Origin of the sequence: Duganella sp. HH101 (assembly GCF_001758795.1) — a bacterium.
In the GTDB taxonomy this organism is placed as follows: Bacteria; Pseudomonadota; Gammaproteobacteria; order Burkholderiales; family Burkholderiaceae_D; genus Rugamonas; species Rugamonas rivuli.
This window is the reverse complement of the sequence record NZ_LRON01000021.1, coordinates 67,655-94,161: the sequence shown is the minus strand read 5'-3', so window position 1 is coordinate 94,161 and position 26,507 is coordinate 67,655. Positions and strand designations below refer to the sequence as shown.

Here is a 26,507-nt window from a genome sequence, read left to right as displayed (position 1 = left end):
TCTAACTCGCCTCGTTCAGCTCACCGAGCCGCAGCTTCGCCTGCGGCTTTTTTATTTTCACCGCCAGCACGGCCAGCGCGCCGCACAGCATCAGGCCCCCGGCCAGGCGGATCACGTTCTCCGGGTTCCCGCCCAGCAGGCTGCGGTAGTACAGCGGCAGCGTGAAGATCTGGATGATCATCGGTATCACGATGAACATATTGAAGATGCCCATGTAGACGCCGGTGCGCTCCGGCGGTATGCAGCCCGCCAGCATCACATACGGATTGCCCATGATGCTGGCCCACGCCAGGCCTATGCCCACCATCGGCACGAACAGCAGCGCCGGCGAGTGGATCATCGGTATCGACAGCATGCCGATGCCGGCCAGCGCCAGGCAGGCGCTGTGCGTGAGCTTGGGCCCATAGCGGCGCGTGAACGGCACCAGCGCCAGCGCGCCCACGAACGCGATGAAGTTGTAGAACGCCCCCACCTGCCCCGCCAGCAGCCCCGCATCGCGGAAGCCCTGCGAGGCCTGGTCGGTCGTGCCGTAGATGGTGGTCGACAGCGACAGCATGATGTACTGCCAATAGCAGAACATCGCATACCACTGGAACAGCTTGACCCAGGCCAGCTGCTTCATCGTGGCCGGCATCTCGCGGATAGCGCTGGCGACATCGCCCAGCGTATGCCGCCAGCCGGCAGGCCGCGCGCGGATCTGCGCCAGCTCCTCGCTGCTCAACGGGTATTCGGGGGTGGTCTTCAACGTCCACAGCACCGAGGAAATCGAGAACACCGCGCCGATCAAAAAGGCGACGATGACGATGTGCGGAATATGGCTGCCGTTGACGGCATCCTTGTTCATGCCCAGCCAGACCAGCAGCGACGGCGTCAGGTAGGCCAGCGTTTGTCCCAGGCCGGTGAAGGCGCTCTGCGTCAGGAAGCCCAGCGAATGCTGCTGCGGATCGAGCTTGTCGCTGACGAAGGCGCGGTACGGCTCCATCGTCACGTTGTTGGCCGCGTCCAGTATCCACAGCAGGCTGGCCGCCATCCACAGCGTGGGGCTGAACGGCATCGCCAACAGGCCAAGGCTGCACAGGATGGCGCCGATCAGGAAGTACGGCGTGCGCCGTCCCCAGCGCGTGACGGTGCGGTCGCTCATGGCGCCGATCAGCGGCTGCACCAGCAGGCCGGTCATCGGCCCGGCCAGCCACAGGTAAGGCAGGCTGGCCTCGTCCGCGCCCAGGTATTTGTAGATCGGGCTCATGCTGCTCTGCTGCAGACCGAAACTGAACTGGATGCCGAAGAAGCCGATGTTCATGTTCACGATCTGCCAGAACGACAGCCGCGGCTTCATGCGACGGCTCCGGGCATGACGGCGTCGCCGCGCCATGCGGCTATCCAAGGCTGGTAGAACGCGATATCGGCAGGCACCGCACCGGAGATGCCGCAGATGGCGCCAGCGAAGGCATTGGCCCGCGCCAGCGTGAGGCTGACCGGCCAGCCCTTCGCCTGCCCGAACAGGAACACGGCCGAGAAGGCATCGCCCGCACCCACCGTATCGACGATGCGCACCGGTGCATGGCAATCCTGGTTGGCGATGACGCCGCCCTCGGCGCCGAAGTACAGCGCGCCGCGCTCGCCCAGCGTGACGATCAGGCCTTGCAGCGAGAAGATGCGCATCAAGGCCTGGCAGGCGTCCACCATCTCGGCGTCGTCGATGGCCTTGGTGCCCGGCTTGGTGTGGGTGTACCAGCTAAACAAATCCTTCAGCTCATCCTCGTTGACCTTGACGATGTCCGCCAGATGCAGGGATTCGAAGGCGCAGCGCTCCGTCACCTGGCCGTCGCGCACATTCAGGTCCAGGTAGCGCCGCACGTTGAAGGCGGCGGAAGCATCCAGCATCGCCCGCAGCGCCGCGCGCGATTGCTCGTGCCGCTGCGCCATGGTGCCGAAGTAGATCGTGCCTGGCGCAGCCTGCGCCAGGGCCGTAAGCGCCGGCTTGGTCTCGACGTAATCGTAGGCCTGGTCGGGCAGGATGATGAAGCGGTGGCCGTCCGCATTGCGCTCGACCACCACACGGCCCGTGGCCTCCTGCGGATCGCGCTGCAAGCCTGCCTCGTTCATGCCGAAACGGGCGAACTCACTGCGCACCAGCGCACCGTTCTTGTCCGCGCCGATGCGCGTGACCATCAGCGTCGCCATCCCGAAGGCAGCCAGATTGCGCGCGACGTTGAATGGCGCACCGCCGACGACCTGCTCGGTGATGAAATCGTCAACCAGCGCTTCGCCGAATATGGCAATGGTTTGTTGGGTCATGCTTGTCTCCACGCCCTGCTCGGGCGATTCTATATTATTCGCGTTCCAGCCAGCACATCGCGTACGGTTCCAGCACCAGCGTTCCACTCGTCGCCTGCTCCGCCACGCAATCGTGCCATGCGTCCTGCAAGGCATAGGTTTGCGCTTGGCCTGAGAAGTTCATCAGGGTCAGGAAGCGTTCGCCGCGTGCCAGCGCCAGCATGCCTTCCGGCGCATCGGCCAGCAGCGCACGCGGCGCGTTGGCGGCCAACGCGTCGTGGCGGCTGCGGATGCGCACCAGCTTTGCCAGCGCCTGATGCATCGCGCCCGGCACCGTGGACACATCGTAGCGATGCTTCCAGCGCTGCTGATCGAACACCGGGCGTTGCAGCCAGCGGCTGTCCATCGCGTGTTGCGGACGATGCAGATAGCTGTAGTCGTTTTCCATCGCCAGCTCGTCGCCCATGTACAGCACCGGCAGCGCGCCGAAGCTCAGGGCAAGGCCGTGCAGCAGCAGCATGCGGCGCAGCGCCAGTGTGCGCTCCTCTTCGGTGGCGGAGGATTGCAAGCCGGTCAGGGACGCGGCCATGCCGTTGCTGCCATGCGCCGCGTTCGGATCGGTGCTCTGGAAGGCGGCGCCGATGGCGTAGCTGCCTTCCGCTCCGCTGAAGAACCGGGCCACGCGGGCCAGCCGCGCCGTGCTGTCGCTGCCGTCAGCGGAGGCCTCCGCCCGCAACACGTTCCAGCCGATGTCGTCATGGCAGCGCACGTAGCTGAGCCACGTCGCAGCGGCAGGCAGCGCTGGCGTATTGCGAATCACCTCGCGCAGCACACCGGTATCCTGCTCCGCCAGCGCCACCCAGCCGGCCGCCATCAGACTGCTGTGATAGGCGATGTGGCACTCCGGCGCAGCGGCGCTGCCAAGATACGCAGGCAGCTCACGCGTCGGCACGATGGCCTCGGCCTTCAGCAGCACGCCCGGCGCGACGATATCGACAATCGCCCGCAAGGCTTGCAGCAGCTGGTGCGCTTCCGGCTGGTTCATGCTGTTCGTGCCTTCGCGCTTCCACAGGAAGGCCGTCGAATCGAGCCGGAACACTTCGATGCCGCGATTGGCCAGGCGCAGCAGCGCGCCGGCCATCTCGGCGAACACCGCCGGATTGGCGTAGTTCAGATCCCACTGATACGGATAAAACGTCGTCCACGCCCAGCCATCCAGCGCTTCGACAAAACTGAAATTGCCCGGCGCGACCTGCGGGAACACCTGCCCCAGCGTGCGCTCGTAACGATCCGGCATGGCGCGGTCGGGGAACACATGGAACATCGCCCGCCCGCCAGCATCGCCCGCCTTGGCCGCCTGCGCCCACGCGTGATCGTCGGCCACATGGTTCAGGATAAAGTCCGAACACAGGCTGATGCCCGCCTCCCGCAACTGCGCCGTCAGCGCATCCAGATCGGCATTGGAGCCCAGCGCCGGATCGACCTCGTCGAAGCTGGAGACGGCAAAGCCGCCATCGTTCTCGCCCTCGCGCGGACGCAGGAACGGCAGCAGATGCAGATAGCTGACGCCCAACTCCCGCAGATACGGAATGCGCGCCGCCACGCCGTTCAAATCGCCGCCGAAGTTCTGCACGTAGGCGCAGTAGCCCAGCATGCGCTGGCTGAGGAACCACTCCGGCTGCGCCGCCCGCTGCGCGTCGAGCGCCCGCAGCTCCGCCGGCCGCGCCGCGTACAGCGCGCCCAGTGACGCCATCAGATCGCCCAGCCACGCATCGAAATCGGCACGCTCGCCATACAGGCCGGCAAGCAGCCGGCGCAGCACCGGCTCCGCCGCCGTCAGCCGCTGCGCAGCCTGCGGCCGCAGATCATCGGAAAGGACCGCCAGCAGACGGTCCGAAAAAACTTTAGAAGGCATAAGACAGGCTGACTTTCGCGGCACGGCCGGAGATGGAGCGGGCGGCATGGCCGTCGCCTTCGACTTCGGTGTAGCCGATTTTATTAAGCAGGTTGTTCACGCTCAGCGACAGGGTCGCCTTCTCCGTCACGCGATAATTGACGAAGGCGTTCACCACCTGATACGCCGGCAGCACGATGGTGTGCGCATCGTCGCCCCACGACTTGCCGGTGCCGATCACGCTGGCGCCGACGGTGGCCTGGCCGAAGGTGTAGGTCGGCGCGATCTGGTACACCACCTTGGCCTGGCGGCGCGGCGTGTTGCCGATCACGGCCACATCGCCGGGCGCGGTGCCGGTGATCTTGGCGTCGGTGTAGGTCATGCCGCCGGTGACGCGGAAGTCGTTCAGCGCGTATGCGCCTTCCAGCTCCACACCCTTGGCGTCGTACTTGTTGGAGGTGCTGCGCTGCGTGGTCGCCTCGTAGTTGCTCTCATCGGTCTTGGCCTGGAACAGCGTCACGAAGGTGCTGATGCCGCCGCTGCGCCACTTCACGCCGCCCTCGATCTGCTTGACGGTGTTGATGTTGATCGGCGCGCTGCCATCCAGCGGGGTGCCGAACAGGATGCGGTCCGCATTGAAGGCCACGCCATCGCTGACGCGGGCGAATGCCGCCAGGTTGCTGGTGATGCGGTAATTGCCGCCAATCGAATACGAGTTGTGGTTGATCTTGTAGTCCACCAGCTGCTGCGTGGCCGGATCGTAGCGCAACGCACCGCCGCTGATGGTGGCGATGTTGGCCGTGCCGCTGGCGCGCTGGCGATCCTGGCGCACGCTCGCGTCCACGTTCAGCGGGCCGGTTTCATAGCCCACGTTCAGGTAGGGCGACGTCAGTTTGTATTCCATGTCGACCGCGCGCGAGCAGCAGCCGCCGAAGGCCGGACCGACCAGTCCCGGCGTGGCGCTGGCCGTTTGCAGCAAGGCCGGCTTGTCGCCGCTGGCCTGCATCAGATACTCGTTGAAGTTCCAGGTCAGCGCCAGCTTCTGCGTCGACAGGTACAGGCCTGCGGTGGTGGTCAGCTTGGAGCCGTCGGCCAGCTTGAAGGTCTTGGCCAGCTTGGTGTCGTTGAGCGTATTGCCGGCATCGTCGATCGACGTGTTGAACACCACGGCGGAGAAGGCGCGGCCGTTGTAGGCCTGGCCCTTGTTGGGCCCCGTCGCGAACACATAGCTGCCGACCGTGCCGTTGTTCCCGGCGAAGACGCCGGTGAAGCGCCCGCTGTTGCTGGAGGTGCGGAACTTGTCGCTCAGGTTCCAGCCGTCGCCCAGGTCGAACGAACCTTCCAGGCCGACCGTATCGCTCTTCACTTTCAGGCCATCGTTGACGTTGGTCGACACCGGCGTATTGTTCTTGCCCAGCGTGACATCGCGCACCCAGTACGGCGAGTAGAACGTCACCTTGCGCGGATCGATGCCGGGGATCTCGGTGATCTGCTGGTTCACCACCTGCACCGGCACCGGCAGCACCGTCGGCGACTTGTCGTCCACGTGCTTGAACGACAGGCGGATAAATCCATTGTCCAGGTCATGCGTGATATTACCGCGAATCTGGCCGCCGTCCTCGGTGCTCATGCCCGTGTTGCGCACGCCCTCGCCGGTGCGGTAGTTCCCGCCGATGAAGAAGCGCGTCTTGTCCGAGATCGGCGCGCCGTAGTCGAAGTCCAGCCGCGTCTCGTCGTAGCCCAGGCCGTGGCTGATGCCGATATGGCCGCCCTTTTCCTCGCCGGTCTTGGTGATGAAGTTGATGATGCCGCCCGGCGCGTTGGTCGCCAGCGTGGAGGCCGAACCGCCGCGCACCACTTCCAGATGATCCAGCGTGCCGTCGATCTTGACGTAGCTGTCCGGTGTGATGAAGTTGAAATCACCCGATTGCAGCACCGGCAGGCCGTCTTCCTGGATCTGCACATAGCGCGCGCCGCCGGCGGAAATCGGCACGCCGCGCACCGTGATGTTGGCGTTGCCCTCGCCGCCCGACGATTCCGAACGCACGCCCGGCACCGAACGCAGCACCTCGGCGGCGCTCAGCGGCGCGCCGTTCTTGATGGTCTCGCCTTCCAGGGTACTGATCGACACGCTCGATTTCATCTTGGTGGAACCGCCGGAACTGCCGGTGACGACCACACGCTCCATGTTCAATCCATCGGCGGATGGCGCGGCTTGCTGCGCCGAGGCGCCGCCCATATGCAGGACAGCCGTTGCAACAGCGGCAGCGATGCCGCCCAGTTTGAAGGTGCGTTGTTCCATTGTCGTCTCCAGATATTGTCGTTTTGATCTGCTCTTTTATTGAGCAGGTACGCCATTATTCAACGGATTTCGATTTAATGCAATCGATTGCATAACTCTGCAAAAATATATTTACAGGCCTTGCTATGAAGTTTATGCAATCGGTTGCATAAATCAGACAGAACTGCTGCGGACGATCAACTGGGTGGGAATTTGCAGAGAGGGCGCCGGGCGGCCGTCGACCAGCTCCAGCAGCTGGGCCACCAGCGCCCGGCCGGCCTCGCGTATCGGTTGCTGCACGGTGGTCAGCGGCGGATGGAAGTAGCCGGCCAGCTCGATATCGTCGTAGCCGACCACGGCGACCTGCGCCGGCACATCGTAGCCGTGCTGGCGCAGCGTGTTTATCGAGGTCATGGCCATCAGGTCGCTGCCGGCGAAGACGGCGTCGAACGGCACGCCACGGTGCAGCAACTCCTGCACCGCATCCCTGCCGCCTTCCGGCAGGAAGGAGACCGACACCTGCAACGCCGGATCGGCCTTCATGCCGGCCCGCTCCAGCGCGCGGCACAAGCCTTCGTAACGCTGGCCCACTTCGGGCAGGTTGATATCGCCGAAGAAGGCGATGTGCTTGCGGCCCTGCGCGATCAGATGCGCGCCGGCCAATTCGCCGCCGGCCACGTTGTCGCCGCCGACGGTGCAGTACAGCTGCTGCGGCAATTGCGCGCCCCACACCACGATGGGCACATGGCGCGCGGCCAGCTGGTTCAGTTGTTCGTGGTGGCGCCACTGGCCGATCAGGATGATGCCGATCACGCGGCCGGTATCGAAGGGCGCGGCGGCCGCGTCCAGCTCCTCGGCGTCCACGCGAGAAACCAGCATATCGAAACCCAGTTCGGTCAGCGCGTCGGCCAGGCTGCCCAGCATCGACAGGAAGAAGGGATCGGACAAATGCTGGCGCGTGGCCGAGTCGTAGGGGATCACCACGCCGACGGTGCGGTTCTGCTTCATGCGCAGGTTCTGCGCGCCGATGTTGATGGTGTATTTGAGCGAGCGGGCCAGCTCCATGATGCGCACCCGCGTCTCTTCGCTGACCAGCTTGCTGCCCGCCAGCGCCCGCGACACGGTAGACGTCGACACGCCGGCCAGCCGCGCGATGTCGGCCATTTGCAGGCGCCGCTGTTGGGCGGAACTGTCCGCGTCGGGCGGCGTGGTCTTGGGCATGGCTTACTGGGGAACCGTGTCCTTGAACGACTGGCGCTCGGACAATTTATCGAACAGGCGCGCCAGGTTGGGATGGTCGTCGCGCCAGGTGATTTCCGGGAAGCGGAACGACAGCCAGCCCAGCGTGCAGCCCACCGCCACGTCGGCCAGCGAGTAATGGATGCCGGCGCAATAGGCCGACTCGCCCAGCTTCTCCGACAGCGAGGCCAGGCCCAGGTGCACCTTGCGCATCTGGCGCGCCATCCAGTCCTCGCTCTGCAATTCAGGCGGACGCTGGGTGCGCTCCAGGCGCACGATGATGGCGGCGTCCAGCATGCCGTCGGCCAGCGCTTCCCAGCACTTGATGTCGGCGCGGTCGCGGCCGTTTGGCGGCAGCAGCTTGCATACCGGCGTCAGCGTGTCGAGATACTCGACCATGACGCGCGAATCGATCATGACGTTGCCGTCTTCCATGACCAGGCTAGGCACCTTGCCCAGCGGGTTCAGCTTGTCGATGGTGGTGTCCGGCGCCCACACATTTTCCAGTTCAAACTGGTAATCAAGCTTCTTTTCCGCCAGGACAACACGAACTTTGCGTACATAAGGACTGGCGAGGGAACCGATGAGTTTCATAGAGGCTTAGAGTGGAAGATCAGACAACAGTATAACATCGGAGGCCTCGCGCCCGGCCAATGGTAAAATCTACCTTTGCGCAATTTTAACCCTGCCTTCCTTCCCATCATGACCACTACTCCTTACTCCACGCTGTCGGCGCTGTCGCCGCTGGACGGCCGCTACGCCGGTAAAACCGACCTGCTGCGTCCCATCCTGTCCGAATCGGGCTTCATGCACCACCGCGTCAAAGTAGAAATCTCCTGGCTGCAAGCGCTGTCGCTGGCCGGTTTCGCTGAAATCAAGCCCTTCTCGGCCGCCGGCACCGCCCTGCTGGACAAGATCGCCAGCGACTTCAGCGAAAAAGACGCCGCCCGCATCAAGGAAATCGAAGCCGTCACCAACCACGACGTCAAGGCCGTGGAGTACTGGCTCAAGGAGCAGGTCAAGGATGTGCCGGAACTGGTGGCCGCGTCGGAGTTCATCCACTTCGCCTGCACCTCGGAAGACATCAACAACACCTCGCACGGCATGATGCTGAAGGCGGCCCGCGACAGCGTCATGCTGCCGTCGCTGACCAAGGTCATCGCCCGCCTGAAGGAAATCGCCATCGACAACGCCGACGTGCCGATGCTGTCGCGCACCCACGGCCAGACCGCCAGCCCGACCACGCTGGGCAAGGAGATGGCCAACGTCGTCGCCCGCCTGCAGCGCGCCATCAAGCGCATCGAGCAGGTCGAGATCCTCGGCAAGATGAACGGCGCGGTCGGCAACTACAACGCCCACCTGTCGGCCTACCCGTCGTTTGACTGGGCCAACTTCTCCAAGGACGTGATCGAGCAGCGCCTGGGCCTGGTGTTCAACCCGTACACCATCCAGATCGAACCGCACGACTACATGGCCGAACTGTTCGACGCCTTCGCCCGCGTCAACACCATCCTGCTGGACCTGAACCGCGACATCTGGAGCTACGTCTCGCTGGGCTACTTCAAGCAGAAGACCAAGGCCGGCGAAATCGGTTCGTCGACCATGCCGCACAAAGTCAACCCGATCGACTTCGAAAACTCGGAAGGCAACCTGGGCCTGGCCAACGCCGTGCTGAAACACCTGTCCGAAAAACTGCCGGTCTCGCGCATGCAGCGCGACCTGACCGACTCGACCGTACTGCGCAACATCGGCGTCGGCCTGGGCTACACGCTGCTGGCCTACGACAGCTGCCTGCGCGGCCTGAACAAGCTGGAAGTGAACCACGCCCGCCTGGCGGCCGACCTGGACGCCAACTGGGAAGTGCTGGCCGAGCCGGTGCAGACCGTGATGCGCCGCTACGGCATCGAGAACCCGTACGAGCAGCTGAAAGAGCTGACCCGCGGCAAAGGCATCTCCAAAGACGCGCTGCGCGACTTCATCACCGGCCTGGCGATCCCGCAGGAAGCCAAGGACCTGCTGCTGGCCATGACCCCGGCCAACTACATCGGCATCGCGACGGATCTGGCTAAAGCCATCTAAGCAAACCCGCCAAACTGTTTTACACTAGCCCCCGCCGACATTTGTCGCGGGGGCTTTTTTTTGCCCGTCCAGCACGCATCGCATTTCTTTGGTATATTAGTCCTAACACGTACTATTTCTGGAGTTCAAGCTTATGCAACGCTATACCAAAACGGCAATGCTGCTGCACTGGCTGACCGCCCTGCTGATCATCGCCGCCTTCTTCCTCGGCCTGACCATGGTGGACATCCACGGCATCACGCCCACCAAGCTCAAATACTATTCCTGGCACAAATGGCTGGGTGTGACGGTGCTGGGCGTGGCCGCCATCCGCCTGCTGTGGCGCTCGGCCAACCGCCCGCCGCCGGCGCTGGCCAGCATTCCGGACTGGCAGCACAAGGTGGCCGACGGCATGCACTACCTGCTGTACTTCTTCATCTTCGCCGTGCCGGTGTCCGGCTACCTGTATTCGTACGCGGCCGGCGTGCCGGTGGTGTACCTGGGCCTGTTCCAGCTGCCTGCCCTGATCGAACCGAACGCCGAACTTAAGCCGATCTTAAAAACCGTTCACTATGTTCTGACCATGACGATGGCCGCCGCCGTAGTGGCCCACGCCCTCGCCGCACTCAAGCATCACTTTGTCGATCGCGACGCCACGCTCAAACGCATGCTGCCGTAATCCCCACTCATCACCGGAGCCTACTATGAAAACCATGAAAAAAATCGCCCTCGTCTCGTTGATGGGTGTTGCCCTGGCCGCCAGCGCCGCCGCCCTGAAGACCGATCCGGCCAAGTCCACCGTGTCGGCCGTGTTCAAGCAGATGAACGTGCCGGTCGAATCCAAGTTCAAGAAATACACTGTCGCCATCGACTACGACGCGGCCAAGCCGGATGCCTCCAAGGCCACCGTCGAAGTCGAGACCGCCAGCCTGGACGTCGGCGACGCCGACATGAACAAGGAAGTGGCGAAGAAGGAATGGTTCAACTCGGCCCAGTTCCCGAAAGCGACCTTCGTCTCGTCGTCGATCAAGAGCGCCGGCGCCGGCAAGCTCAACGTCACCGGCAAGCTGACCATCAAGGGCAAGACCGCCGACATCACCTTCCCGCTGACGGTCAAGGCCGACGGCGGCAAGCAAGTGTTTGAAGGCGCGCTGCCGATCAAACGCCTGGCCTACAACATCGGCGAAGGCGAATGGAAAGACACCGGCATGGTCGCCGATGAAGTGACCATCAAGTTCCACGTCGTCGCAGGCCAATAATTCAACCACGGAGACAAGCGCATGAAATTTCAAATCCTGATCGCCACGCTGCTGGCAGCCTCGGCCTCGTCGGCCATCGCCGCCACCTACAACATCGACCCGACGCACACCTACCCGAGCTTCGAGGCCGACCACATGGGCCTGTCGGTATGGCGCGGCAAGTTCGACAAGACCAGCGGCACCGTGACCATGGACCGTAGCGCCAAGACCGGCGCGCTGGACATCGCCATCGCCGCCGACTCGATCGACTTCGGCATGGACAAGATGAACAGCCACGCCAAGACGGCCGACATGTTCAACGTCGAGAAATTCCCGACCATCACCTACAAGAGCAAGTCGTTCAAGTTCGATGGCGACAAGCTGGTGGGTGTCGACGGCGAGCTGACCCTGCTGGGCGTGACCAAGCCGGTGAGCCTGAAGGTGGACAAGTTCAACTGCATCATGCACCCGCGCTACAAGCGTGAAGTGTGCGGCGCCAACGCCGTGGCCGAGTTCAAGCGCACCGATTTCGGCCTGAACTACGGCACCCCGGCCTTCGCGCCGGAAGTCAAACTGGCGATCCAGATCGAAGCCATCAAAGCCGACTAAACCCTGGCGCTCACCGCTGGGGTCACACCCCTGGGGTCAAGTCTGACATTCGGACACGAGCTCTGCCCTAGCAACCGCTAAGGCAGAGCTCGTGTCCGAATGTCAGACTTGACCCCGGTTTTTCGTTATACTCCCGTCGTTGTTCCCCTTACCACCACTTCAACAACGACAAAAATGCATAAGACACTGATCGCGCTCGCCATCCTGAGCACCGCAGCACAGGCCGATGAAGGCATGTGGATGCCGCAACAGCTGCCACAAGTAGCCAAGCAACTGAAAGCCGCCGGCCTGAAACTGGATCCCGCCAACCTGACCAAACTGACCGAGTTCCCGATGGGCGCCATCGTCAGCCTGGGCGGTTGCTCGGCCTCGTTCGTCTCGCCGCAAGGCCTGGTCGCCACCAACCACCACTGCGTCTACGGCAGCGTGGCGCACAACTCCACGCCGGAGCGCGACCTGCTGGCCAACGGCTTCCTGGCCCATAACTTCGGCGAAGAACTGCCGGCCGCCCCGGGCAGCCGCATCTTCGTGACCAAGGCCGTCACCAACGTCAGCAAGCAAGTCGTCACCGCCGATGTCGCCAAACTGAGCGGCAAGAAACGCAGCGACGCCATCGAGAAGAACCAGAAATCCATCCAGGCCGAGTGCGAAAAAGACGAAGGCCACCGCTGCACCGTGTCGTCCTACTACGGCGGCCTGGAGTACTACCTGATCAAGCAACTGGAAATCCGCGACGTGCGCCTGGTGCACGCGCCACCGGCCGGCGTCGGCAAGTTCGGCGGCGACACCGACAACTGGATGTGGCCGCGCCACACCGGCGACTACGGCTTCTACCGCGCCTACGTCAGCAAGGACGGCAAGGCCGCCGACTTCAGCAAGGACAACGTCCCTTACCTGCCGCAGCACTTCCTGAAACTGGCCAAGGAAGGCAGCAAGGAAGGCGACTTCGTCATGGTGCTCGGCTACCCAGGCCGCACCAACCGCCACCGCCTGCCGTCGGAAGTGTCGTACACCTTCGACTGGAGCTACCCGACGTTCGTGAAGACCTCGGCCGAGAGCCTGGCGACCATCGCCGACACCACCAAGGACAACAAGGACACCGCGCTGAAATACGCGTCGCAAGTGGCCAGCATCAACAACTACTACAAGAACCGCCAGGGCATGCTGGACTCCTACGCCGGCAGCGACATGCTCAAGCGTAAAACCGCCGAGCACGAAGCGCTGAAGACCTGGATCAACGCCAACCCGGCCCGCAAGGCCGAGTACGCCGGCGACATCGAACTGGTGGAAAAGCTGATCGCCCAGCGCGACGCCGAAACCAAGCGCGACTATTTCCTGTCCTCGTCCAAGCCACGCCTGCTGAACACCGCGCGCACCTTGTACCGCCTGGCCAACGAAAACACCAAGCCTGACGCCGAACGCAAGGCCGGCTTCCAGGTCCGCGACGTGCCGCGCATCAAATCGTCGGTCGCCGCCCTGGTGCGCAACTACGATGAAAAGGTCGACAAGGCGCTGGTGATGAACAGCCTGACCAAGTACGCCGCCCTGCCGGCAGCCCAGCGCAACGCCGAGTTCGACGCCGTCATCGGCATCAAGGACGGCATGAGCAAGGCCGACCTGCAAGCCGCGCTGGACGTGATGTACGCCGGCAGCAAGCTGGGCGACGCCGCCGAGCGCACCAGCTGGATCGGCAAGACCCCGGCCGAGTTCAAGGCCAGCAACGACGCCTTCATCAAGGCGGCCGTGGCCCTGTACGAACCGGGCATGAAGGAAGAAGCGGAAGAGGAAGAGCTGGGCGGCAAACTGCAACAGGCTTACGCCAACTATATGAAGGCCAAGATCGCCTTCATGCAGAGCAAAGGCCGGGCCGTCTACCCTGACGCCAACGGCACGCTGCGCGTGACCTTCGGCAAGATCGCCGGCCGCGACCACGGCGCCGACGGCACCACCTGGAAAGCCTTCACCACCGTGGAAGGCGTGGTCGCCAAAGCCACCGGCGAAGGCGAGTTCAACGCGCCGAAAGCCCAGCTGGCCGCGATCAAGGCCAAGGACTTCGGCAAGTACTTCGATCCGAAGCTGAAATCGGTGCCGCTGGCCTACCTGGCCACGCTGGACATCACCGGCGGCAACTCCGGCTCGGCCGCGCTGAACGCCAAGGGCGAGTGGATCGGCCTGGCCTTCGACGGCACGCTCGATTCGATCATCTCGGACTGGGACTTCAACAAGGCCAACACCCGCGACATCCAGGTCGACCTGCGCTACATCCTGTGGAACATGAAACACGTGGACCACGCCGACAACCTGCTGAAGGAAATGAACGCGGAATAAGCCGTCTCCGCCTTCCCCTCGAAACCACGCCCCGGCAACGCGGCGTGGTTTTTTTATGGATCGGTTACATTAAGGTTCCCTCAACCATCTTCAGGAGATGTCATGGCCGCTAAAAAAGTCGCTGTAGTAATCGGCAGTCTGCGCAAGGATTCGCTGAACCGCAAGTTCGCCCACGAGTTGATCGCGCTGGCGCCGCCATCCCTGCAGCTGGAGATCGTCGAGATCGGCGAACTGCCGCTGTACAACCAGGACCTGGAGGAAAACGGCGCCACCGCGCCGCAAACCTGGACCCACTTCCGCCAGCGCATGCAGGACGCGCAGGCGGTGCTGTTCGTCACGCCGGAATACAACCGCTCGGTGCCGGCGCCGCTGAAGAACGCCATCGATATCGGCTCCCGCCCCTACGGCAGCAGCATCTGGAGCGGCAAGCCGGCCGCCATCGTCAGCGTGTCGCCGGGCGCCACCGGCGGCTTCGGCGCCAACCACCATCTGCGCCAGTCGATGGTGTTCCTCGACATGCCGCTGCTGCAGCAACCGGAAGCCTATATCGGCGGCGCCGCCAAGCTGCTCGGCGACGACGGCAAATTGAACAACGACAGCACCCGCGAGTTCCTGCAAAAGTTCATGAACACCTTCGGCGCCTGGGTCGAGGCCAACGCCAAAAACTGATCAGCGCTTGAGCGCCTTGAAGGCGTGGCCGGCCTCGGTCAGCGCGGCAGGCTTGGCGGCTGCATAAGCGGCCGCCGGCCGCGCCGCGCGTTGCAGCGCCAGCAGCAGCGGCGCTTTGCGCTCCGGGTCCGGCAGCAATGCCAGGTCGGCGCCCGGCAAGCGTTGGGCCAGCGCCCCCGCCTCGTCCGCCCCCAGCTGCTCGCAGCTGACGTACAGCCGGTACGATGCCCAGCTATTGCCCACCTCCAGCATGAAGCCCGCCACATTCGCCGTGCCCGGCTGGCCCGGCAGCGCCGTCACGCGCAGCCTGGTCTTGCCCTTGCGCAGATGCAGCGTATCCCAGGGCTGCATCGGATAGAAGCGCGGCGCAACGGCCCCCTCCAGCTGCGACGATGCTGCGGCCGGCTCCGCCACGATCACCGGCAGCTTGCCCAGCGACGCCAGCGGCGCCACCCCGCCGTAGCGGCCGCTGCCGGCCGGCGTCACCAGCAGCAGATCGGCCGCCGGCCACTGGCGCACCGCCTCGGCGCTGTAGGCGTCGGCGTCGGCGCCCACGGTGAGGATGCTCAAGCCCTGGAAGTGAATCAGCGCCAGCCCCCTGCCCGCCAGTTGCACCCGCCCCGGGGCCGCCGGCGCCACCGGCGCAGCGCCCTCCAGCTCGATCACATAACGCGGCCCGATCTGCGCCAGCCCCACCTTGCAGCCCAGCGCCAGCAAGGCCACCACGATCAATGCCCGCCATCCATAGCTGTTGCCCATCGCATTCTCCCGCGCATCCCCGTCGTTCTCCAGTAGAACACCGGCGGCGCGGGGTTTTCTTGAAGCAACTCAAAAGGCGGCCCCGCTTCGGCTGGCGGCGCTCAAAAATCGGGCACGAATGATACAATTCCGCCCTCGGCAGCGCGTTGCAACGCTTACCCAGCGCGGCGTGCCTTTCCATCCAACTCCCTCTGAGATCCAGACTGCCATGCACCCAGATATGCCTACGCCTTACGAAAAAGGTAATCAAAACCAGACCACCCTGTGGACCGAATGCATTGCGTTCTACCAGGAACTGGCGCAGCGCTTCCCGCAAGTGCTGCGTTTTGAACAGATCGGCACCTCCGACGGCGGCATCCCGGTGCATGCGGGCGTAGTCAGCGCGGACGGCGTGTTCGACCGCAACCAGATCAAGGCCGAAGGCCGCACCGTCTTCTTCAACAACAACGGCATCCACCCCGGCGAACCCGAAGGCGTGGACGCCTGCATGGCCATCGTGCGCGACCTGTGCTTCGATCCGGCCCGCCTGGCCGCGCTGGGCAAGACCGTGCTGCTGTTCGTCCCGCTGTACAACGTCGACGGCGCGCTCAACCGCGCCAACACCTCGCGCGTCAACCAGGACGGCCCGGAGCAGTTCGGCTTCCGCGGCAACAGCCGCCACCTGGACCTGAACCGCGACTTCATCAAGTGCGACACGCTCAACGCGCAGCTGTTCAACCAGCTCGTCACCAGCTGGGATCCGGACGTGATGGTGGACACCCACACCTCCAACGGCGCCGACTATCCATACACGATGACGCTGATCCACACGCAGGCGGACAAGCTGGGCTACGGCCTCGGCCCCTTCCTGCGCGAGACCATGCTGCCGCACATCTACGCCGAGATGGAAGCCAAGGGCTGGCCGACCTGCCCCTACGTCAACCCGGTGCAAGACACGCCGGACGACGGCATCGCCGAATTCCTCGAAGTGCCGCGCTTCTCGACCGGCTTCGCAGCGCTGCACCACGTGATCGGCTTCATGCCGGAGACGCATATGCTCAAGCCCTTCAAGGACCGCTACGAGTCGATGCGCGCGCTGCTGGACGTGACCATGGCCTTCACCGTCACCCACGGCGAACAAATCCGGAAGCTGCGCGCCGACGCGCGCGAGCAGGCCGCCAACGCCAAGCAGTGGACCGTCAGCTGGCAGATGGATGAAGCGAATCCGTCGACCTTCCGCTTCAAGGGCTACGCCGCCAAGCGCAGCCCCAGCCTGCTGGGCAACTACACCCGCCTGTCCTACGACCGCAGCCAGCCGTGGGAAAAGGACATCGCCTACTACAACAGCTTCGTGCCGTCGGCCACCGTGCGTGCACCGAAGGGCTACGTGATCCCGCAAGCCTGGCGCGAAGCCATCGAGCGCCTGCAATGGAACGGCGTGGAAATGGCGCGCTTCGACGAAGCCTCCACCATCGAGGCGCAGTACTACCACATCGCCTCCGTCACCTCGCGTCCGCACGCCTACGAAGGGCATATGTACCACGACGTGGTGGAACTGGAAGCGCGCACCGGCAGCTTCACCGTGCAGCCGGGCGACTACTTCATTCCGCTCAAGCAGGCCAACGCCCGCTACGCCGTCGAAACGCTGGAACCGCAAGGCCACGACTCCTTCTTCCGCTGGGGTTTCTTCAACAGCGTGCTGGAGAAAAAAGAAGCGTTCTCCGACTACGTGTTCGAAGACCTGGCGATGGAGATGCTGGAAACCGAGCCTGAGCTGAAAGCCAAATTCGAACAATGGAAGGCCGCAAATCCGGCGCTGCTGTCCGACCAGGAGAAGGTACTGGGCTTCATCTTCGAAAACGGCAAACGCCACGCCGAGCCGGAATGGCGCCGTTACCCGGTGCTATCCGTCTTCTAAGTCCCCGCAAGCATCAACTAGCGTTACCCCATGCGCGCAGCGGCGATCCCGCGGCGCGCATGCAAGCTGCCCACAAGGCCATAGCCATGCATTACGCACTCAACCTGCGCACGTTTTTTTACAGCCATTACTTTTACCTCGGGCTGCGCTTCGCCGCAGGCCTGGTCGGCGTCACCCTGATCACCCTTCAATTCGCCGACATGGCCACCGCCATGACGGTGTGCATCGGCGCGCTCTGCACCGCGCTGATGGACATGCCCAGCCCCCTGCGCCACAAGTTCAACGAGATGAGCGCCTCGGTGCTGCTGTGCAGCGCCGTCACGCTGCTGATCAGCCTATGCGCGCCGGTGCACTGGCTGCTGATGGTGATGCTGGTGGCGATCAGCTTCCTGGCCTGCATGATGGTCGTCTACGGCAAGAAGTCGATGCCGCTGCAACTGGCCACGCTGTTCATCATGACCATGTCGATGGAACACGACATGACAGTGCGCGAGTCCTTCATCCATACCGGCCTGTTCACGCTGGGCGCCGTGGCCTACCTGGCTTACGCGATGGGCATCTCGTGGATACTGCGCCACCGCATCAAGCAGCAGGTGCTGGCCGAGGCGCTGTTCGAGCTGGCCGCCTACATCGACATCAAGGCCGACTTCTACGACACCCGCTACAACCTCACCGAACAGTTCAACAAACTGGTGCGCCACCAAAGCCTGCTGGCCGACCGCCAGCAAGCCTCGCGCGACCTGATACTGCGCAGCCACCAGAACAGCAAGGACGCCATCGTCGTGCAGACCCACGTCTGCATGCTGGACCTGTATGAGCTGATCCTGTCGACCCACACCGACTACGCCCAGTTGCGCGTGCATCTGGCCGATTCGCCGGTGCTGAAATCGCTGCACGACCTGGCCTACAAGGCGGCGCGCGACATCGAATCGGTGGCCTACGACGTCACCCGCAAGAAAGCCTCCTACCCCGAGATCAGCTACGAGCCGGAGCTGGACGCCATCGAGGCGGAGCTGGCATCCCTGCAGCGCCGCGTGGACGAAGGCAAGCCGGCGCAGGAAGCGCTGGCCGTGCTGCGCGCGCAGCGCAACAAGGTACGCGCCATCATCACGATGATCGTCGAGCTGCACCGCGCCAGCCAGAAGGTCTACGACAGCACGCCGTTCTGGGTCGACGCCGACATGGGCCCCTTCCTGTCGCAGCAGAAGTACGAGCTGCGCATGATCCTGTCGCACCTGCGCCTGGACTCGCCGATCTTCCGCTTCTCGCTGCGGGTGGCGATGGCGATCTCGGTCGGGCTGGCGGTGGCCGCGTGGCTGCCGTATGCGGCGCACAGCTACTGGATCGTGCTGACCATCGTCATCATCCTCAAGCCCAGCTTCAGCATGACCAAGCAGCGCCGCAGCGACCGCATCGTCGGCACCATCGTCGGCTGCGTGATCACGGCGCTGATCATCAAGTACCTGAACTATCCGGCGGCGATACTGGGCTTCCTGATTCTGTCGACGGTGGCCACGCCGACCTTCATCTACCTGCGCTACCGCTACGCGGCGATCGCGGTCAGCATCATGATCCTGCTGCAGATGCACCTGATCGCGCCGGGCAACCATGACCTGATCATGGAGCGCCTGATCGACACCTTCATCGGCGCGGCCGTGGCGACCGCCTTCAGCTTCGTGCTGGCCAGCTGGGAATATCAATCCCTGCCGCGCCTGATCCGCGAAGTGCTGGGCGTGAACCTGCGCTATATGCAGGCCAGCTTCGATCTGCTGCAAGGCAAGGGCAAGGACGATTTCGCCTACCGCATCGAGCGCAAGCGTCTGATGGACAGCCTGGCCGCGCTCAGCTCCGCGCTAATGCGCATGCTCGACGAGCCGGCCCGCAAGCAGCGCGCGGTGGAGGACATCAACCTGTTCATCGTGCAGAACTACCTGCTGGTGGCGCATGTGGCCGCGCTGCGGTCCATCCTGCGCCGCCACCAGAAGGAGTTGCCGACGGCGCACGTCAACGCCATGCTGAACGAAAGCCACGAGCAGGTGGTGCGCACGCTGGCGCAGGCGCTGGCGCCGCAAACCGCCAAGCCGGCGTCAGCGGCGGCCGAGCCGTCGCCGGTCGCCGCGCCGGCCGTGGACACCGCCAGCGTGCCGTGGTCCGGCTGGCCGCTGGTGCAGCGCCGCATCCGCCTGTTGCAGGCGGACGCCGTCAAGATCATCGTCCACAGCGAAGCCATCGTCCGCAACGTCGCCTGATCGGCCGGCCCCCTGCGCCGATGGCGCGGGCCTGCTACTATGGCTGGATGAGCGCCTCCACCTCCCCATCCGCCTTCAGCACCCGCGACCTGGTGTCTGCGCTATTCGTCGTCCTGATCTGGGGCACCAACTTCGTCGCGATGAAGGTCGGCCTGCGCGACCTGACGCCGTTCCAGATGGGCGCCGCGCGCTACATCTTCGCCGTGCTGCCGCTGATCCTGTTCATCCGCCCGCCCAAGTTGCCGGTGAAATGGATCGTGGCCTACGGCCTGTGCCAGGGTGTCGGCCAATTCGGCCTGCTGTTCCTGTCGCTGAAGGTCGGCATGTCGGCCGCGCTGGCCTCCGTGATCCTGCAAACGCAAGTCTTCTTCACCGCCTTCTTCGGTTTCGCGCTGCTGCACGAACGCGCCAGCCGCGCACTGCAAGCCGGCCTGCTGCTGGCCGCCGTGGGCCTGGTCTGCTTCGGCATGAACTACGTGCAGCCCGGCCACGCAGGCGGCACCACCGCCGGCGGCTTCGTGCTGTGCCTGGCCGCCGCCGCGATGTGGGCGGCGTCGAACATCGTCGTGCGCCGCGCCCAGCAGGCCACGCCGCAATTCGATGTGGTGGGTTTCATGGTCTGGTGCAGCCTGGTGCCGATAGTGCCCTTCGTCGGCCTGTCGCTGGCCTTCGACGATCCGGCCACGCGCTGGAGCTGGACCAGCGCGCCGCTGGCCACCTGGATCTCGGCCGCCTACCTGGGCTGGATGGCGACCATCCTCGGCTACGCCATGTGGACGCGTTTATTGAAGCGCCACCCGGTCAACCGCGTGGCGCCGTTTAGCCTGGGCGTGCCGGTGGTCGGCATCAGCGCCGGCATGATCGCGCTGGGCGATGTCATCACCGGCTGGCAGTGGGCCGGCATCGCGCTGATCGTCGCCTCGCTGATCTGCACCATGTTCGGCGGGCGCTGGCTGGGGCAGCGTGGCTAGTTAAGCGAAGCAGACGCGGTTGCGGCCCGTCTGCTTGGCGCGGTACAGCAGCTCGTCGGCCTTCTGCAGCATGGCCTCGGCGGTGCCGGCGGCCAGGTCGGCGTACACGCCCATGCTCATCGTCACCTTCAGGTCCGGGTGCACCTCATGCCACGGGAAGCCTTCGATCATGTTGCGTAGCTTGTCGCACAGGGCGGCGGCCTGCGGCAGCTCGGTCTCCGGGAAGGCGATCACGAACTCCTCGCCGCCGTAGCGCGCCACCAGATCGCTCAGGCGCATATGGCTGCGCAGGATCTCGCCCACCTGGCGCAGCACCGTATCGCCGGTGGCGTGCGAGAACTGGTCGTTGATACGCTTGAAGAAATCAATATCCCCTATCACCACGCTTAATGGCCGCTTGTGGCGCACCGCGTGGCTGAACAGGGTAGTGGCCTGCTCGTCGAAATGGCGGCGGTTGTGCAGTCTGGTCAGGGCGTCGCGCACACTGAGCTCGCGCATCTGCTCGGCCTGCGCCAGGATGGTCTGGTGCGACTCCTTCAATTCCTCGTGCGAGCGCGCCAGCTGCTCGCTCATGTCGTTGAAGGCGCTGGCCAGCGCCGCCACTTCATCCTTGCCCTCCACCGGCACCCGCTGCAGCAGCGAGCCGCCGTGCATGGCGCGCACCGCACCGGTCAGGTGACTGAGCTTGCGGCTCAGGCCACGGCTCAGCAAAACGCCCAGCACCAGCGCCAACGCGGCCGCGCCGGTCACGCCGGCCACCAGCGCCTCGCGCATGGCGTCGATATATTGCTGCTCCTGTTTGCTGGGCGTGAACACGCCCTCCGGCGAAATGTAGGCCTCCACGCGCTCGCCCACCTTGACGGCGCGCGCATCCTTGCGGGCCGACGCCGGCAGCACTTCGCCACGCCGGTATGCGCCACCGCCCATCAGCACGCGGAAATCCTGGTCGGCCACGATGAAGTGGTACGGCGGCTCGCCGCCGCGTCGCGGCGGCGGACGGTCGCCCTGGCGTGGCGGCCCCTCGCCTGCGCGCTGCGGTTCTTCGTCCGGCGGCGGTGGCGGGCGGTCATCGCCGCCATCCTGCTCCGGCGGTGGCGGAGGACGGCCACGCGAGCTGTGCATGAAGTCATCGAAGGACTCGACGGCGATGGCGGCCTGCCAGCTGCCGTACTTCTGTAAATAGGCGCTCATGCCATCGTAAAAATGATCGGCGGCGCTCTGCCGGCGGATCACATCGACCTTCTTGGTCATGCCCACGTAGGCCAGGCTGCCCACCATCGCCACGGCCGCCAACCCGGTCAGCAGCAAAGCAAGCATGAATTTCGTGCGCAGGGACATCGGAGCTCCGTCAAATTATTGCCAGTTGGACAGTAATCATACCCGATGGCAGTCGGCCAGTAAAAAAATCCAGCCTAAAAAAATTACTCTTGAGAACGCTTTCCTCATAGGAGAAACCGCCAGTTATACGGAATACTTATGGCGAGTATCACAAATCAAAAGTTTATTTATTACTGAAAGGCGCGCATACTGCACTGCAACAAACGAACATTTATGGAGCTTCTGATGAGCGCAACTAACAACCTGATTTACATCGACCTGACCTCGACCCGCTATGCAAGCAACGTTGCCGCCGCAGCGCGCCAGCTGATTGCCGCACTGTTCGCAGTCAAGCCACGTCCAGCTGTCGTCGCTGAAGAAGTTGTTACGCAGCGCCAGCAAGAGTCCGCCGCATCCTGGCTGAACAGCATGGCCAATGACTGCGAACGTCATTCGCCCAACCTGTCCGCCGAATTGCGCTACATGGCGTCGCGCGGTTAATCGCACCGAATTCAACTTCCTGGAGATCACCATGCTGACCATCATCGAAAACCTGCCTGCCGCCATCGCCCTGTCTGGCCTCGTACTGCGCCTCTACCTGGGCGCCAAGCCGGGCAAAGACGAAGCGTAAGCCGTCTGTAGCGCATATGAAAAAAGCCCCGGCCGCTTGCGCGTTACCGGGGCTTTCTCGCTTCCAGCCTGCTTACTTGGCCGTATTCAGGCGCGAGTTGCGCATGCCGTACAGGAAGTAGGTCAGGACCGCCGCGCTCATCCAGATGATGAAGATGGTGTAGGTCGTCAGCGACAGGCCGAACATCAGGTACAGGCAGGCGGCAATGCTCAGCCCCGGCACCACATACGGGCCGAACGGCACGCGGAAGCCTTTGGTGCCCTTGCCGTTTTCCTTGCGGCGCATCACCGGCACCGCCAGCGACACCACGATGAAGGCCGTCAGCGTACCCATGCTGACCATATCCCACAGGAAGGTCGCGTCGACGAAACCAGCCACCAGGCCGACCACGATGCAGACGATCAGCGTGTTATGCACCGGCGAGGCCGTGCGCGCATTGACCTTCTGGAACGACTTGGAAATCAGGCCATCTTTCGAGATCGCGTACAGGATGCGGGTCTGGCCGTAGATCGTCACCAGCGTCACGCTGAACACCGAGATCACGGCGCCGGCCGACAGCACCAGCGCCGGCCAGGTCTTGCCCGTCACGTTCTGCAGGATCACGGCCAGGCCGGCTTCCTGCCCGGCGAACTTGTACGCAGGCTGCGCACCCATCGCGGCCACGGCCACCAGCAGGTAGAACAAGGTCACGATGCCCAGCGCCGCCAGGATGCCGATCGGCACATTGCGCTTGGGATCGCGCACTTCTTCGCCGGCCGTGGCGACGGTGTCGAGCCCGATGAACGAGAAGAACACCGTGGCCGCGGCGGCCGTCACGCCGGTCATGCCGGTGATGTGGACGCCGTTGTCCGGGCTAAAGAACGGATGGAAATTGTTTATATCAAAACCGGAGAAGGCGATCACCACGAAGAAGATCAGGATCGCCAGCTTGATCATCACCATGATGGCGTTGGTGGTGGCCGATTCCTTGGTGCCGCGTATCAGCAGCAGGCAGCACAGGCCGACCAGCAGGATAGGTGGCAGGTTGATATGGCCGCCATGGAACTCGATGCCCTTGGGTGTGGACACGATCATCGGCGATCGCAGCACCTCGGGGATGTGCACGCCGAAGGCATTGTTCAGGAAGTTGTTCAGGTAATCGGACCAGCCGATCGCCGTGGCGCTGGCCGCCAAGCCATATTCGAGCAGCAGGCAGGCCGCCATGATAAAGGCTAGGAACTCGCCCACGGTTGCGTAGGCAAACGAATACGACGAGCCGGATGCCGGAATGCGGAACGACAGTTCGGCGTAGCACAGCGCGGTCAGGCCGGCGGTGATGGCGGCGAACAGGAAGGACAGGATCACGGAAGGCCCGGCTTTCGGCACCGCCTCCACCATCGTGAAGAAGATCCCGGTGCCGATCGTGGCGCCGACACCGATCATTGTCAGGGGAAACAAGCCTATGGAGCGGTGCAGGCCGTTGCTACTGGAGGGAGCAGTTTCTACAGTGTGGTTGACCGGCTTGGTACGGGTCAGTTTCTGGACCAGCGTTTGGTTCACAGGCAATCCTTGTGGGAGATATGTACGGGCAAAAAAACTAAGCGATTATAGGGCCTTCCGGCCCATCGCAATACAGTAATTTTGTGTTAGAAAAACAACTCAGACCCCAAGCGGGGCAAGGGCTCCGTTACAGTTGCTTACTTTTGATACAGCGGGATGTATAGATTGGAAATTATTGTCAAGTTACTCTAGGGACAAGTGTTACAACTAGCCTAGCCCAAGCCCAAGAGAGCCTGCCATGCCTATCCAAAAAATCCCCACTGTATCCCGGCGTTTTCATCCTGTCGTGACTGGCGCCGCCGTTGCCCTGTTGGGTTTGGCGGGCACGCTGGCTGCGTGGCTGGCGCGCGGCTGATTCAGAACGGCCCGAGATAATCGCGCTTGCCGACCGGGACGCCCTGGTTGCGCAGGATATCGTGGGCGGTGACGATGTGGAAGAAGAAGTTCGGCAACGCGAACGTCAGCAGATAATCGTCCCCTTTGAACTCCGGCTGGAACGAACCGAAATTAAGTGTGATCGTGCGCGCCTCGCTGTCGGCGAACGCGTTTTCATCGACGCTTTCCAGGTAGGCGATGGTGTCGGCGATCCGCTGCTGCAGCTGATCGAACGACGTTTCGTTGTCCTCAAACTTGGGCGCGGGCACGCCGCTCAAACGCTCCACCGACAATTTCGACGTATCGCTGGCGCGCTGCACCTGCGCCGACAGCGGCAGCATGTCATCGGCAAGGCGCGCCGAGATCATCGCATCCGGCACCGAGCCATGCTGCTCGACATAGGCCTCGGCCTTCTTCAGCAAATCCGACAAGACCTTCAAACCCCGTACAAACACGGGCACAGAAACCTGATGCATCGATAGCGACATCGCGAACTCCAGACATGAGATAGAGAACTGCGAGTGTAGCGCAATCGACGCAATCGAGACGCTCAGGCCAACTGGTCGACGTTGTTGCCGATCTTGCTGGCGTCGTTGGTTTTGTCGGGATGGGAAACGCTGTAGACCAGTTGCTCCTGTGCGGAGACTGTGCCGTCCTTGTTGGTGTCGGCCGCTTCGTAGGTCGTGGTTGAGCTGCTGGTGCTGCTGGCGCCACTCGCGCTTCCGCCGCCGCCCGCACCGTGCGCGCCCTGCGCACCCTGGCCGCCTTGAGCGCCGCCGGCACCACCATTTGGGCGCGGCGGCGCAAAGGTGCCGCTCTTGATCGCGGTCTCCAGATCGGACTGCGTGATCGAACCGGACTTCTGCGTGTCGATTGCATCGAACTGCTTGGTGGCGTCGTCTGCCGACACGCCTTTCTTTTCCAGGCCCGATACGAATTCGTCTTTATTGACCTTGCCATCCTTGTCGGCATCCAGATCGCCGAAAACCTTGGCCGCAAAGCGCGCCGCCCCCTTCGCAGGATCGAAGGAGGTGGGCTGGGTGCTGCCGCTTGAAACGCCGCTGATTGCTGTGGTCATGATGATTACTCCGTGGTTAAGGACACTGTTGTTCCTGTTAACGAACTAATCGATGTAACTATGACCCCGCAGAGTGTAAAGCGACGTAAAGATCAGGCGACCCGCACCACCATCAAGCCCGCACGCAGGCCGATACGAACATCAGGGTTGGGGAACACCACCAGCTCCTCGGGATGCTGAACGGTATAAACAGTATCGCCATCGCGGGCGATTTCCTCGCCCTGCTTCAGCGCCGTGAAGTTATGCGTCTCTTTGCCGAACGCCATCTGGAACTTGTCGCTCAACTTGATAATCTGACGCGCAGTGTTGAACACGTGCGGCTGCTGCTTGGCCTCACGCTTGGCCGCACCGCGCAGCAAATCGTCCAGCGCCTGCGACGCATCGACAAACTGCGACAGATCGTTCTGCCCCAGCGTACCGATACGCCCCAACTCCACCGTAGTGCCGGCCGCCGCATGATGCTCGGCCGAGTAATAACTGTAAGTCCCGACCGAGGCCGGGTTCATGATGACCGCGCCGATGCCGGCCAATCCCAGCCACTCGATCAACTCGCGGCGCGGCTGCTCCGCGATCAGCTCCGGCACGATAGCGAAGGTCGGATACACCGACGGCCGTATCGCCGTATGCAAATCCAGATGCCAGCGCACCGGCCCCGCGCCATCGAAGAACGCCGTCGTCGCGGCGATCATCACATCGGCGCGCGCCGCTTCCGCCGTGCCTTCCAGCGAACCGCGCTCCGTGCGGAACATGCGGTTCAAGTCGGCATCGATGAAGCGCTTGCCGGCGCGGATGGCGCCGATATTGCCAACGCAAAGCATCAGGTTGACCGCCAGCGACGACGCCTGCTGCGACAAGGCGTCCAGCAGATACGCCACCACCTCGATCGGGCCGGTCTCGTCGCCGTGCACGCCGACCGAAACCAGCACGCTCGGACGTTCGCCTTCGGCCTTGATCGTCAGGATACCGTCGGCCGGCTGCGTCACCGCAAAACCAGCCGCCGAAAAACGCTGCGCGACGGCGCTGAAATCGGCTTCAGCGAGCGCACGCACAGGTCCGGGCAATGGCCCCGCCGGCAAAGCCTTAGGCAAATCAGTCATC

Annotated in this window: 22 protein-coding genes; 10 read left to right on the top strand and 12 right to left on the bottom strand. The window is 63.6% G+C overall.

Features of this window, described 5'->3' with window-relative positions; genetic code table 11:
- Nucleotide 1: 1 nt before the first annotated feature.
- The 6 genes from DUGA2_RS25970 to DUGA2_RS25945 all read right to left on the bottom strand — a co-directional run bounded on the left by DUGA2_RS25970 (nucleotide 2) and on the right by DUGA2_RS25945 (nucleotide 8,285).
- Complete coding sequence (locus DUGA2_RS25970; RefSeq protein ID WP_070272309.1) at nucleotides 2-1,336, bottom strand: MFS transporter; 1,335 nt, start codon at nucleotides 1,334-1,336, stop codon at nucleotides 2-4.
- Nucleotides 1,333-2,298, bottom strand: a complete 966-nt coding sequence (locus tag DUGA2_RS25965; RefSeq protein WP_070272308.1) for a PfkB family carbohydrate kinase — start codon at nucleotides 2,296-2,298, stop codon at nucleotides 1,333-1,335. The genes DUGA2_RS25970 and DUGA2_RS25965 overlap by 4 nt, the downstream gene beginning before the upstream one ends.
- Before the next feature lie 34 nt (nucleotides 2,299-2,332).
- Nucleotides 2,333-4,192 (bottom strand): alpha-amylase family protein, encoded by a 1,860-nt coding sequence (locus tag DUGA2_RS25960; RefSeq protein ID WP_070272307.1) that lies wholly within the window; start codon nucleotides 4,190-4,192, stop codon nucleotides 2,333-2,335.
- On the bottom strand, nucleotides 4,182-6,473 hold the full coding sequence (locus tag DUGA2_RS25955; protein WP_070272306.1) for a TonB-dependent siderophore receptor: 2,292 nt from the start codon (nucleotides 6,471-6,473) through the stop codon (nucleotides 4,182-4,184). The genes DUGA2_RS25960 and DUGA2_RS25955 overlap by 11 nt, the downstream gene beginning before the upstream one ends.
- A gap of 153 nt (nucleotides 6,474-6,626) precedes the next feature.
- Nucleotides 6,627-7,673 (bottom strand): LacI family DNA-binding transcriptional regulator, encoded by a 1,047-nt coding sequence (locus DUGA2_RS25950; RefSeq protein ID WP_070272305.1) that lies wholly within the window; start codon nucleotides 7,671-7,673, stop codon nucleotides 6,627-6,629.
- Nucleotides 7,674-7,676: 3 nt separating this feature from the next.
- The gene (locus tag DUGA2_RS25945; RefSeq protein WP_070272304.1) at nucleotides 7,677-8,285 is read right to left on the bottom strand and encodes a glutathione S-transferase N-terminal domain-containing protein; all 609 of its coding nucleotides are present in this window, start codon (nucleotides 8,283-8,285) and stop codon (nucleotides 7,677-7,679) included.
- A 108-nt stretch (nucleotides 8,286-8,393) separates the two neighbouring features.
- Here DUGA2_RS25945 and purB point away from each other — a divergent pair, with 108 nt between their 5' ends.
- The 6 genes from purB to DUGA2_RS25915 all read left to right on the top strand — a co-directional run bounded on the left by purB (nucleotide 8,394) and on the right by DUGA2_RS25915 (nucleotide 14,593).
- On the top strand, nucleotides 8,394-9,770 hold the full coding sequence (gene purB / locus DUGA2_RS25940; RefSeq protein ID WP_070272303.1) for an adenylosuccinate lyase: 1,377 nt from the start codon (nucleotides 8,394-8,396) through the stop codon (nucleotides 9,768-9,770).
- A 133-nt stretch (nucleotides 9,771-9,903) separates the two neighbouring features.
- Complete coding sequence (locus tag DUGA2_RS25935) at nucleotides 9,904-10,428, top strand: cytochrome b (RefSeq protein WP_070272302.1); 525 nt, start codon at nucleotides 9,904-9,906, stop codon at nucleotides 10,426-10,428.
- 25 nt (nucleotides 10,429-10,453) lie between these two features.
- Nucleotides 10,454-11,008, top strand: coding sequence for a YceI family protein (locus DUGA2_RS25930; protein WP_070272301.1), 555 nt, complete (start codon nucleotides 10,454-10,456; stop codon nucleotides 11,006-11,008).
- A 21-nt stretch (nucleotides 11,009-11,029) separates the two neighbouring features.
- Entirely contained in the window at nucleotides 11,030-11,596 is a 567-nt protein-coding gene (locus DUGA2_RS25925; protein ID WP_070272300.1) for a YceI family protein, read from the top strand.
- A 174-nt stretch (nucleotides 11,597-11,770) separates the two neighbouring features.
- Nucleotides 11,771-13,924, top strand: a complete 2,154-nt coding sequence (locus DUGA2_RS25920) for a S46 family peptidase (protein WP_070272299.1) — start codon at nucleotides 11,771-11,773, stop codon at nucleotides 13,922-13,924.
- Between the two features lie 102 nt (nucleotides 13,925-14,026).
- Nucleotides 14,027-14,593: an NADPH-dependent FMN reductase gene (locus DUGA2_RS25915; protein ID WP_070272298.1), complete on the top strand. Its 567-nt coding sequence runs from the start codon at nucleotides 14,027-14,029 to the stop codon at nucleotides 14,591-14,593.
- Here the strand turns inward: DUGA2_RS25915 and DUGA2_RS25910 are convergent, their stop codons facing one another.
- Nucleotides 14,594-15,352 carry a hypothetical protein gene (locus DUGA2_RS25910; protein ID WP_070272297.1) on the bottom strand — a complete coding sequence of 253 codons (759 nt, stop codon included), beginning with the start codon at nucleotides 15,350-15,352 and terminating at the stop codon, nucleotides 14,594-14,596.
- Nucleotides 15,353-15,560: 208 nt separating this feature from the next.
- On the opposite strand from DUGA2_RS25910, the gene DUGA2_RS25905 reads away from it, so the two are divergent.
- The 3 genes from DUGA2_RS25905 (at nucleotide 15,561) to DUGA2_RS25895 (ending at nucleotide 20,469) form a co-directional block, all read left to right on the top strand.
- Nucleotides 15,561-17,249: a M14 family zinc carboxypeptidase gene (locus DUGA2_RS25905; RefSeq protein WP_070272296.1), complete on the top strand. Its 1,689-nt coding sequence runs from the start codon at nucleotides 15,561-15,563 to the stop codon at nucleotides 17,247-17,249.
- Between the two features lie 86 nt (nucleotides 17,250-17,335).
- Entirely contained in the window at nucleotides 17,336-19,498 is a 2,163-nt protein-coding gene (locus tag DUGA2_RS25900; RefSeq protein ID WP_070272338.1) for an FUSC family membrane protein, read from the top strand.
- 47 nt (nucleotides 19,499-19,545) lie between these two features.
- Complete coding sequence (locus DUGA2_RS25895; protein WP_070272337.1) at nucleotides 19,546-20,469, top strand: EamA family transporter; 924 nt, start codon at nucleotides 19,546-19,548, stop codon at nucleotides 20,467-20,469.
- Here the strand turns inward: DUGA2_RS25895 and DUGA2_RS25890 are convergent, their stop codons facing one another.
- Nucleotides 20,470-21,807 (bottom strand): diguanylate cyclase, encoded by a 1,338-nt coding sequence (locus DUGA2_RS25890; RefSeq protein ID WP_070272295.1) that lies wholly within the window; start codon nucleotides 21,805-21,807, stop codon nucleotides 20,470-20,472.
- A gap of 225 nt (nucleotides 21,808-22,032) precedes the next feature.
- Here DUGA2_RS25890 and DUGA2_RS25885 point away from each other — a divergent pair, with 225 nt between their 5' ends.
- Nucleotides 22,033-22,287 carry a hypothetical protein gene (locus DUGA2_RS25885; RefSeq protein ID WP_070272294.1) on the top strand — a complete coding sequence of 85 codons (255 nt, stop codon included), beginning with the start codon at nucleotides 22,033-22,035 and terminating at the stop codon, nucleotides 22,285-22,287.
- Between the two features lie 202 nt (nucleotides 22,288-22,489).
- Here the strand turns inward: DUGA2_RS25885 and DUGA2_RS25880 are convergent, their stop codons facing one another.
- The 4 genes from DUGA2_RS25880 to DUGA2_RS25865 all read right to left on the bottom strand — a co-directional run bounded on the left by DUGA2_RS25880 (nucleotide 22,490) and on the right by DUGA2_RS25865 (nucleotide 26,506).
- On the bottom strand, nucleotides 22,490-23,956 hold the full coding sequence (locus tag DUGA2_RS25880; protein WP_008452920.1) for an APC family permease: 1,467 nt from the start codon (nucleotides 23,954-23,956) through the stop codon (nucleotides 22,490-22,492).
- Nucleotides 23,957-24,312: 356 nt separating this feature from the next.
- Nucleotides 24,313-24,819, bottom strand: a complete 507-nt coding sequence (locus tag DUGA2_RS25875) for a DUF1993 family protein (protein ID WP_070272293.1) — start codon at nucleotides 24,817-24,819, stop codon at nucleotides 24,313-24,315.
- A gap of 62 nt (nucleotides 24,820-24,881) precedes the next feature.
- Complete coding sequence (locus DUGA2_RS25870) at nucleotides 24,882-25,409, bottom strand: EF-hand domain-containing protein (protein WP_070272292.1); 528 nt, start codon at nucleotides 25,407-25,409, stop codon at nucleotides 24,882-24,884.
- A 92-nt stretch (nucleotides 25,410-25,501) separates the two neighbouring features.
- Nucleotides 25,502-26,506 (bottom strand): succinylglutamate desuccinylase, encoded by a 1,005-nt coding sequence (locus DUGA2_RS25865; protein WP_070272291.1) that lies wholly within the window; start codon nucleotides 26,504-26,506, stop codon nucleotides 25,502-25,504.
- Between the last annotated feature and the right edge of the window lies 1 nt (nucleotide 26,507).

Bases quoted from the DNA above. Each gene is read 5' to 3' on its own strand.
- DUGA2_RS25970 (WP_070272309.1), bottom strand. From the start codon at position 1,336: ATGAAGCCGCGGCTGTCGTTCTGGCAGATCGTGAACATGAACATCGGC.
- DUGA2_RS25965 (WP_070272308.1), bottom strand. From the start codon at position 2,298: ATGACCCAACAAACCATTGCCATATTCGGCGAAGCGCTGGTTGACGAT.
- DUGA2_RS25960 (WP_070272307.1), bottom strand. From the start codon at position 4,192: ATGCCTTCTAAAGTTTTTTCGGACCGTCTGCTGGCGGTCCTTTCCGAT.
- DUGA2_RS25955 (WP_070272306.1), bottom strand. From the start codon at position 6,473: ATGGAACAACGCACCTTCAAACTGGGCGGCATCGCTGCCGCTGTTGCA.
- DUGA2_RS25950 (WP_070272305.1), bottom strand. From the start codon at position 7,673: ATGCCCAAGACCACGCCGCCCGACGCGGACAGTTCCGCCCAACAGCGG.
- DUGA2_RS25945 (WP_070272304.1), bottom strand. From the start codon at position 8,285: ATGAAACTCATCGGTTCCCTCGCCAGTCCTTATGTACGCAAAGTTCGT.
- purB (WP_070272303.1), top strand. From the start codon at position 8,394: ATGACCACTACTCCTTACTCCACGCTGTCGGCGCTGTCGCCGCTGGAC.
- DUGA2_RS25935 (WP_070272302.1), top strand. From the start codon at position 9,904: ATGCAACGCTATACCAAAACGGCAATGCTGCTGCACTGGCTGACCGCC.
- DUGA2_RS25930 (WP_070272301.1), top strand. From the start codon at position 10,454: ATGAAAACCATGAAAAAAATCGCCCTCGTCTCGTTGATGGGTGTTGCC.
- DUGA2_RS25925 (WP_070272300.1), top strand. From the start codon at position 11,030: ATGAAATTTCAAATCCTGATCGCCACGCTGCTGGCAGCCTCGGCCTCG.
- DUGA2_RS25920 (WP_070272299.1), top strand. From the start codon at position 11,771: ATGCATAAGACACTGATCGCGCTCGCCATCCTGAGCACCGCAGCACAG.
- DUGA2_RS25915 (WP_070272298.1), top strand. From the start codon at position 14,027: ATGGCCGCTAAAAAAGTCGCTGTAGTAATCGGCAGTCTGCGCAAGGAT.
- DUGA2_RS25910 (WP_070272297.1), bottom strand. From the start codon at position 15,352: ATGGGCAACAGCTATGGATGGCGGGCATTGATCGTGGTGGCCTTGCTG.
- DUGA2_RS25905 (WP_070272296.1), top strand. From the start codon at position 15,561: ATGCACCCAGATATGCCTACGCCTTACGAAAAAGGTAATCAAAACCAG.
- DUGA2_RS25900 (WP_070272338.1), top strand. From the start codon at position 17,336: ATGCATTACGCACTCAACCTGCGCACGTTTTTTTACAGCCATTACTTT.
- DUGA2_RS25895 (WP_070272337.1), top strand. From the start codon at position 19,546: ATGAGCGCCTCCACCTCCCCATCCGCCTTCAGCACCCGCGACCTGGTG.
- DUGA2_RS25890 (WP_070272295.1), bottom strand. From the start codon at position 21,807: ATGTCCCTGCGCACGAAATTCATGCTTGCTTTGCTGCTGACCGGGTTG.
- DUGA2_RS25885 (WP_070272294.1), top strand. From the start codon at position 22,033: ATGAGCGCAACTAACAACCTGATTTACATCGACCTGACCTCGACCCGC.
- DUGA2_RS25875 (WP_070272293.1), bottom strand. From the start codon at position 24,819: ATGTCGCTATCGATGCATCAGGTTTCTGTGCCCGTGTTTGTACGGGGT.
- DUGA2_RS25870 (WP_070272292.1), bottom strand. From the start codon at position 25,409: ATGACCACAGCAATCAGCGGCGTTTCAAGCGGCAGCACCCAGCCCACC.
- DUGA2_RS25865 (WP_070272291.1), bottom strand. From the start codon at position 26,506: ATGACTGATTTGCCTAAGGCTTTGCCGGCGGGGCCATTGCCCGGACCT.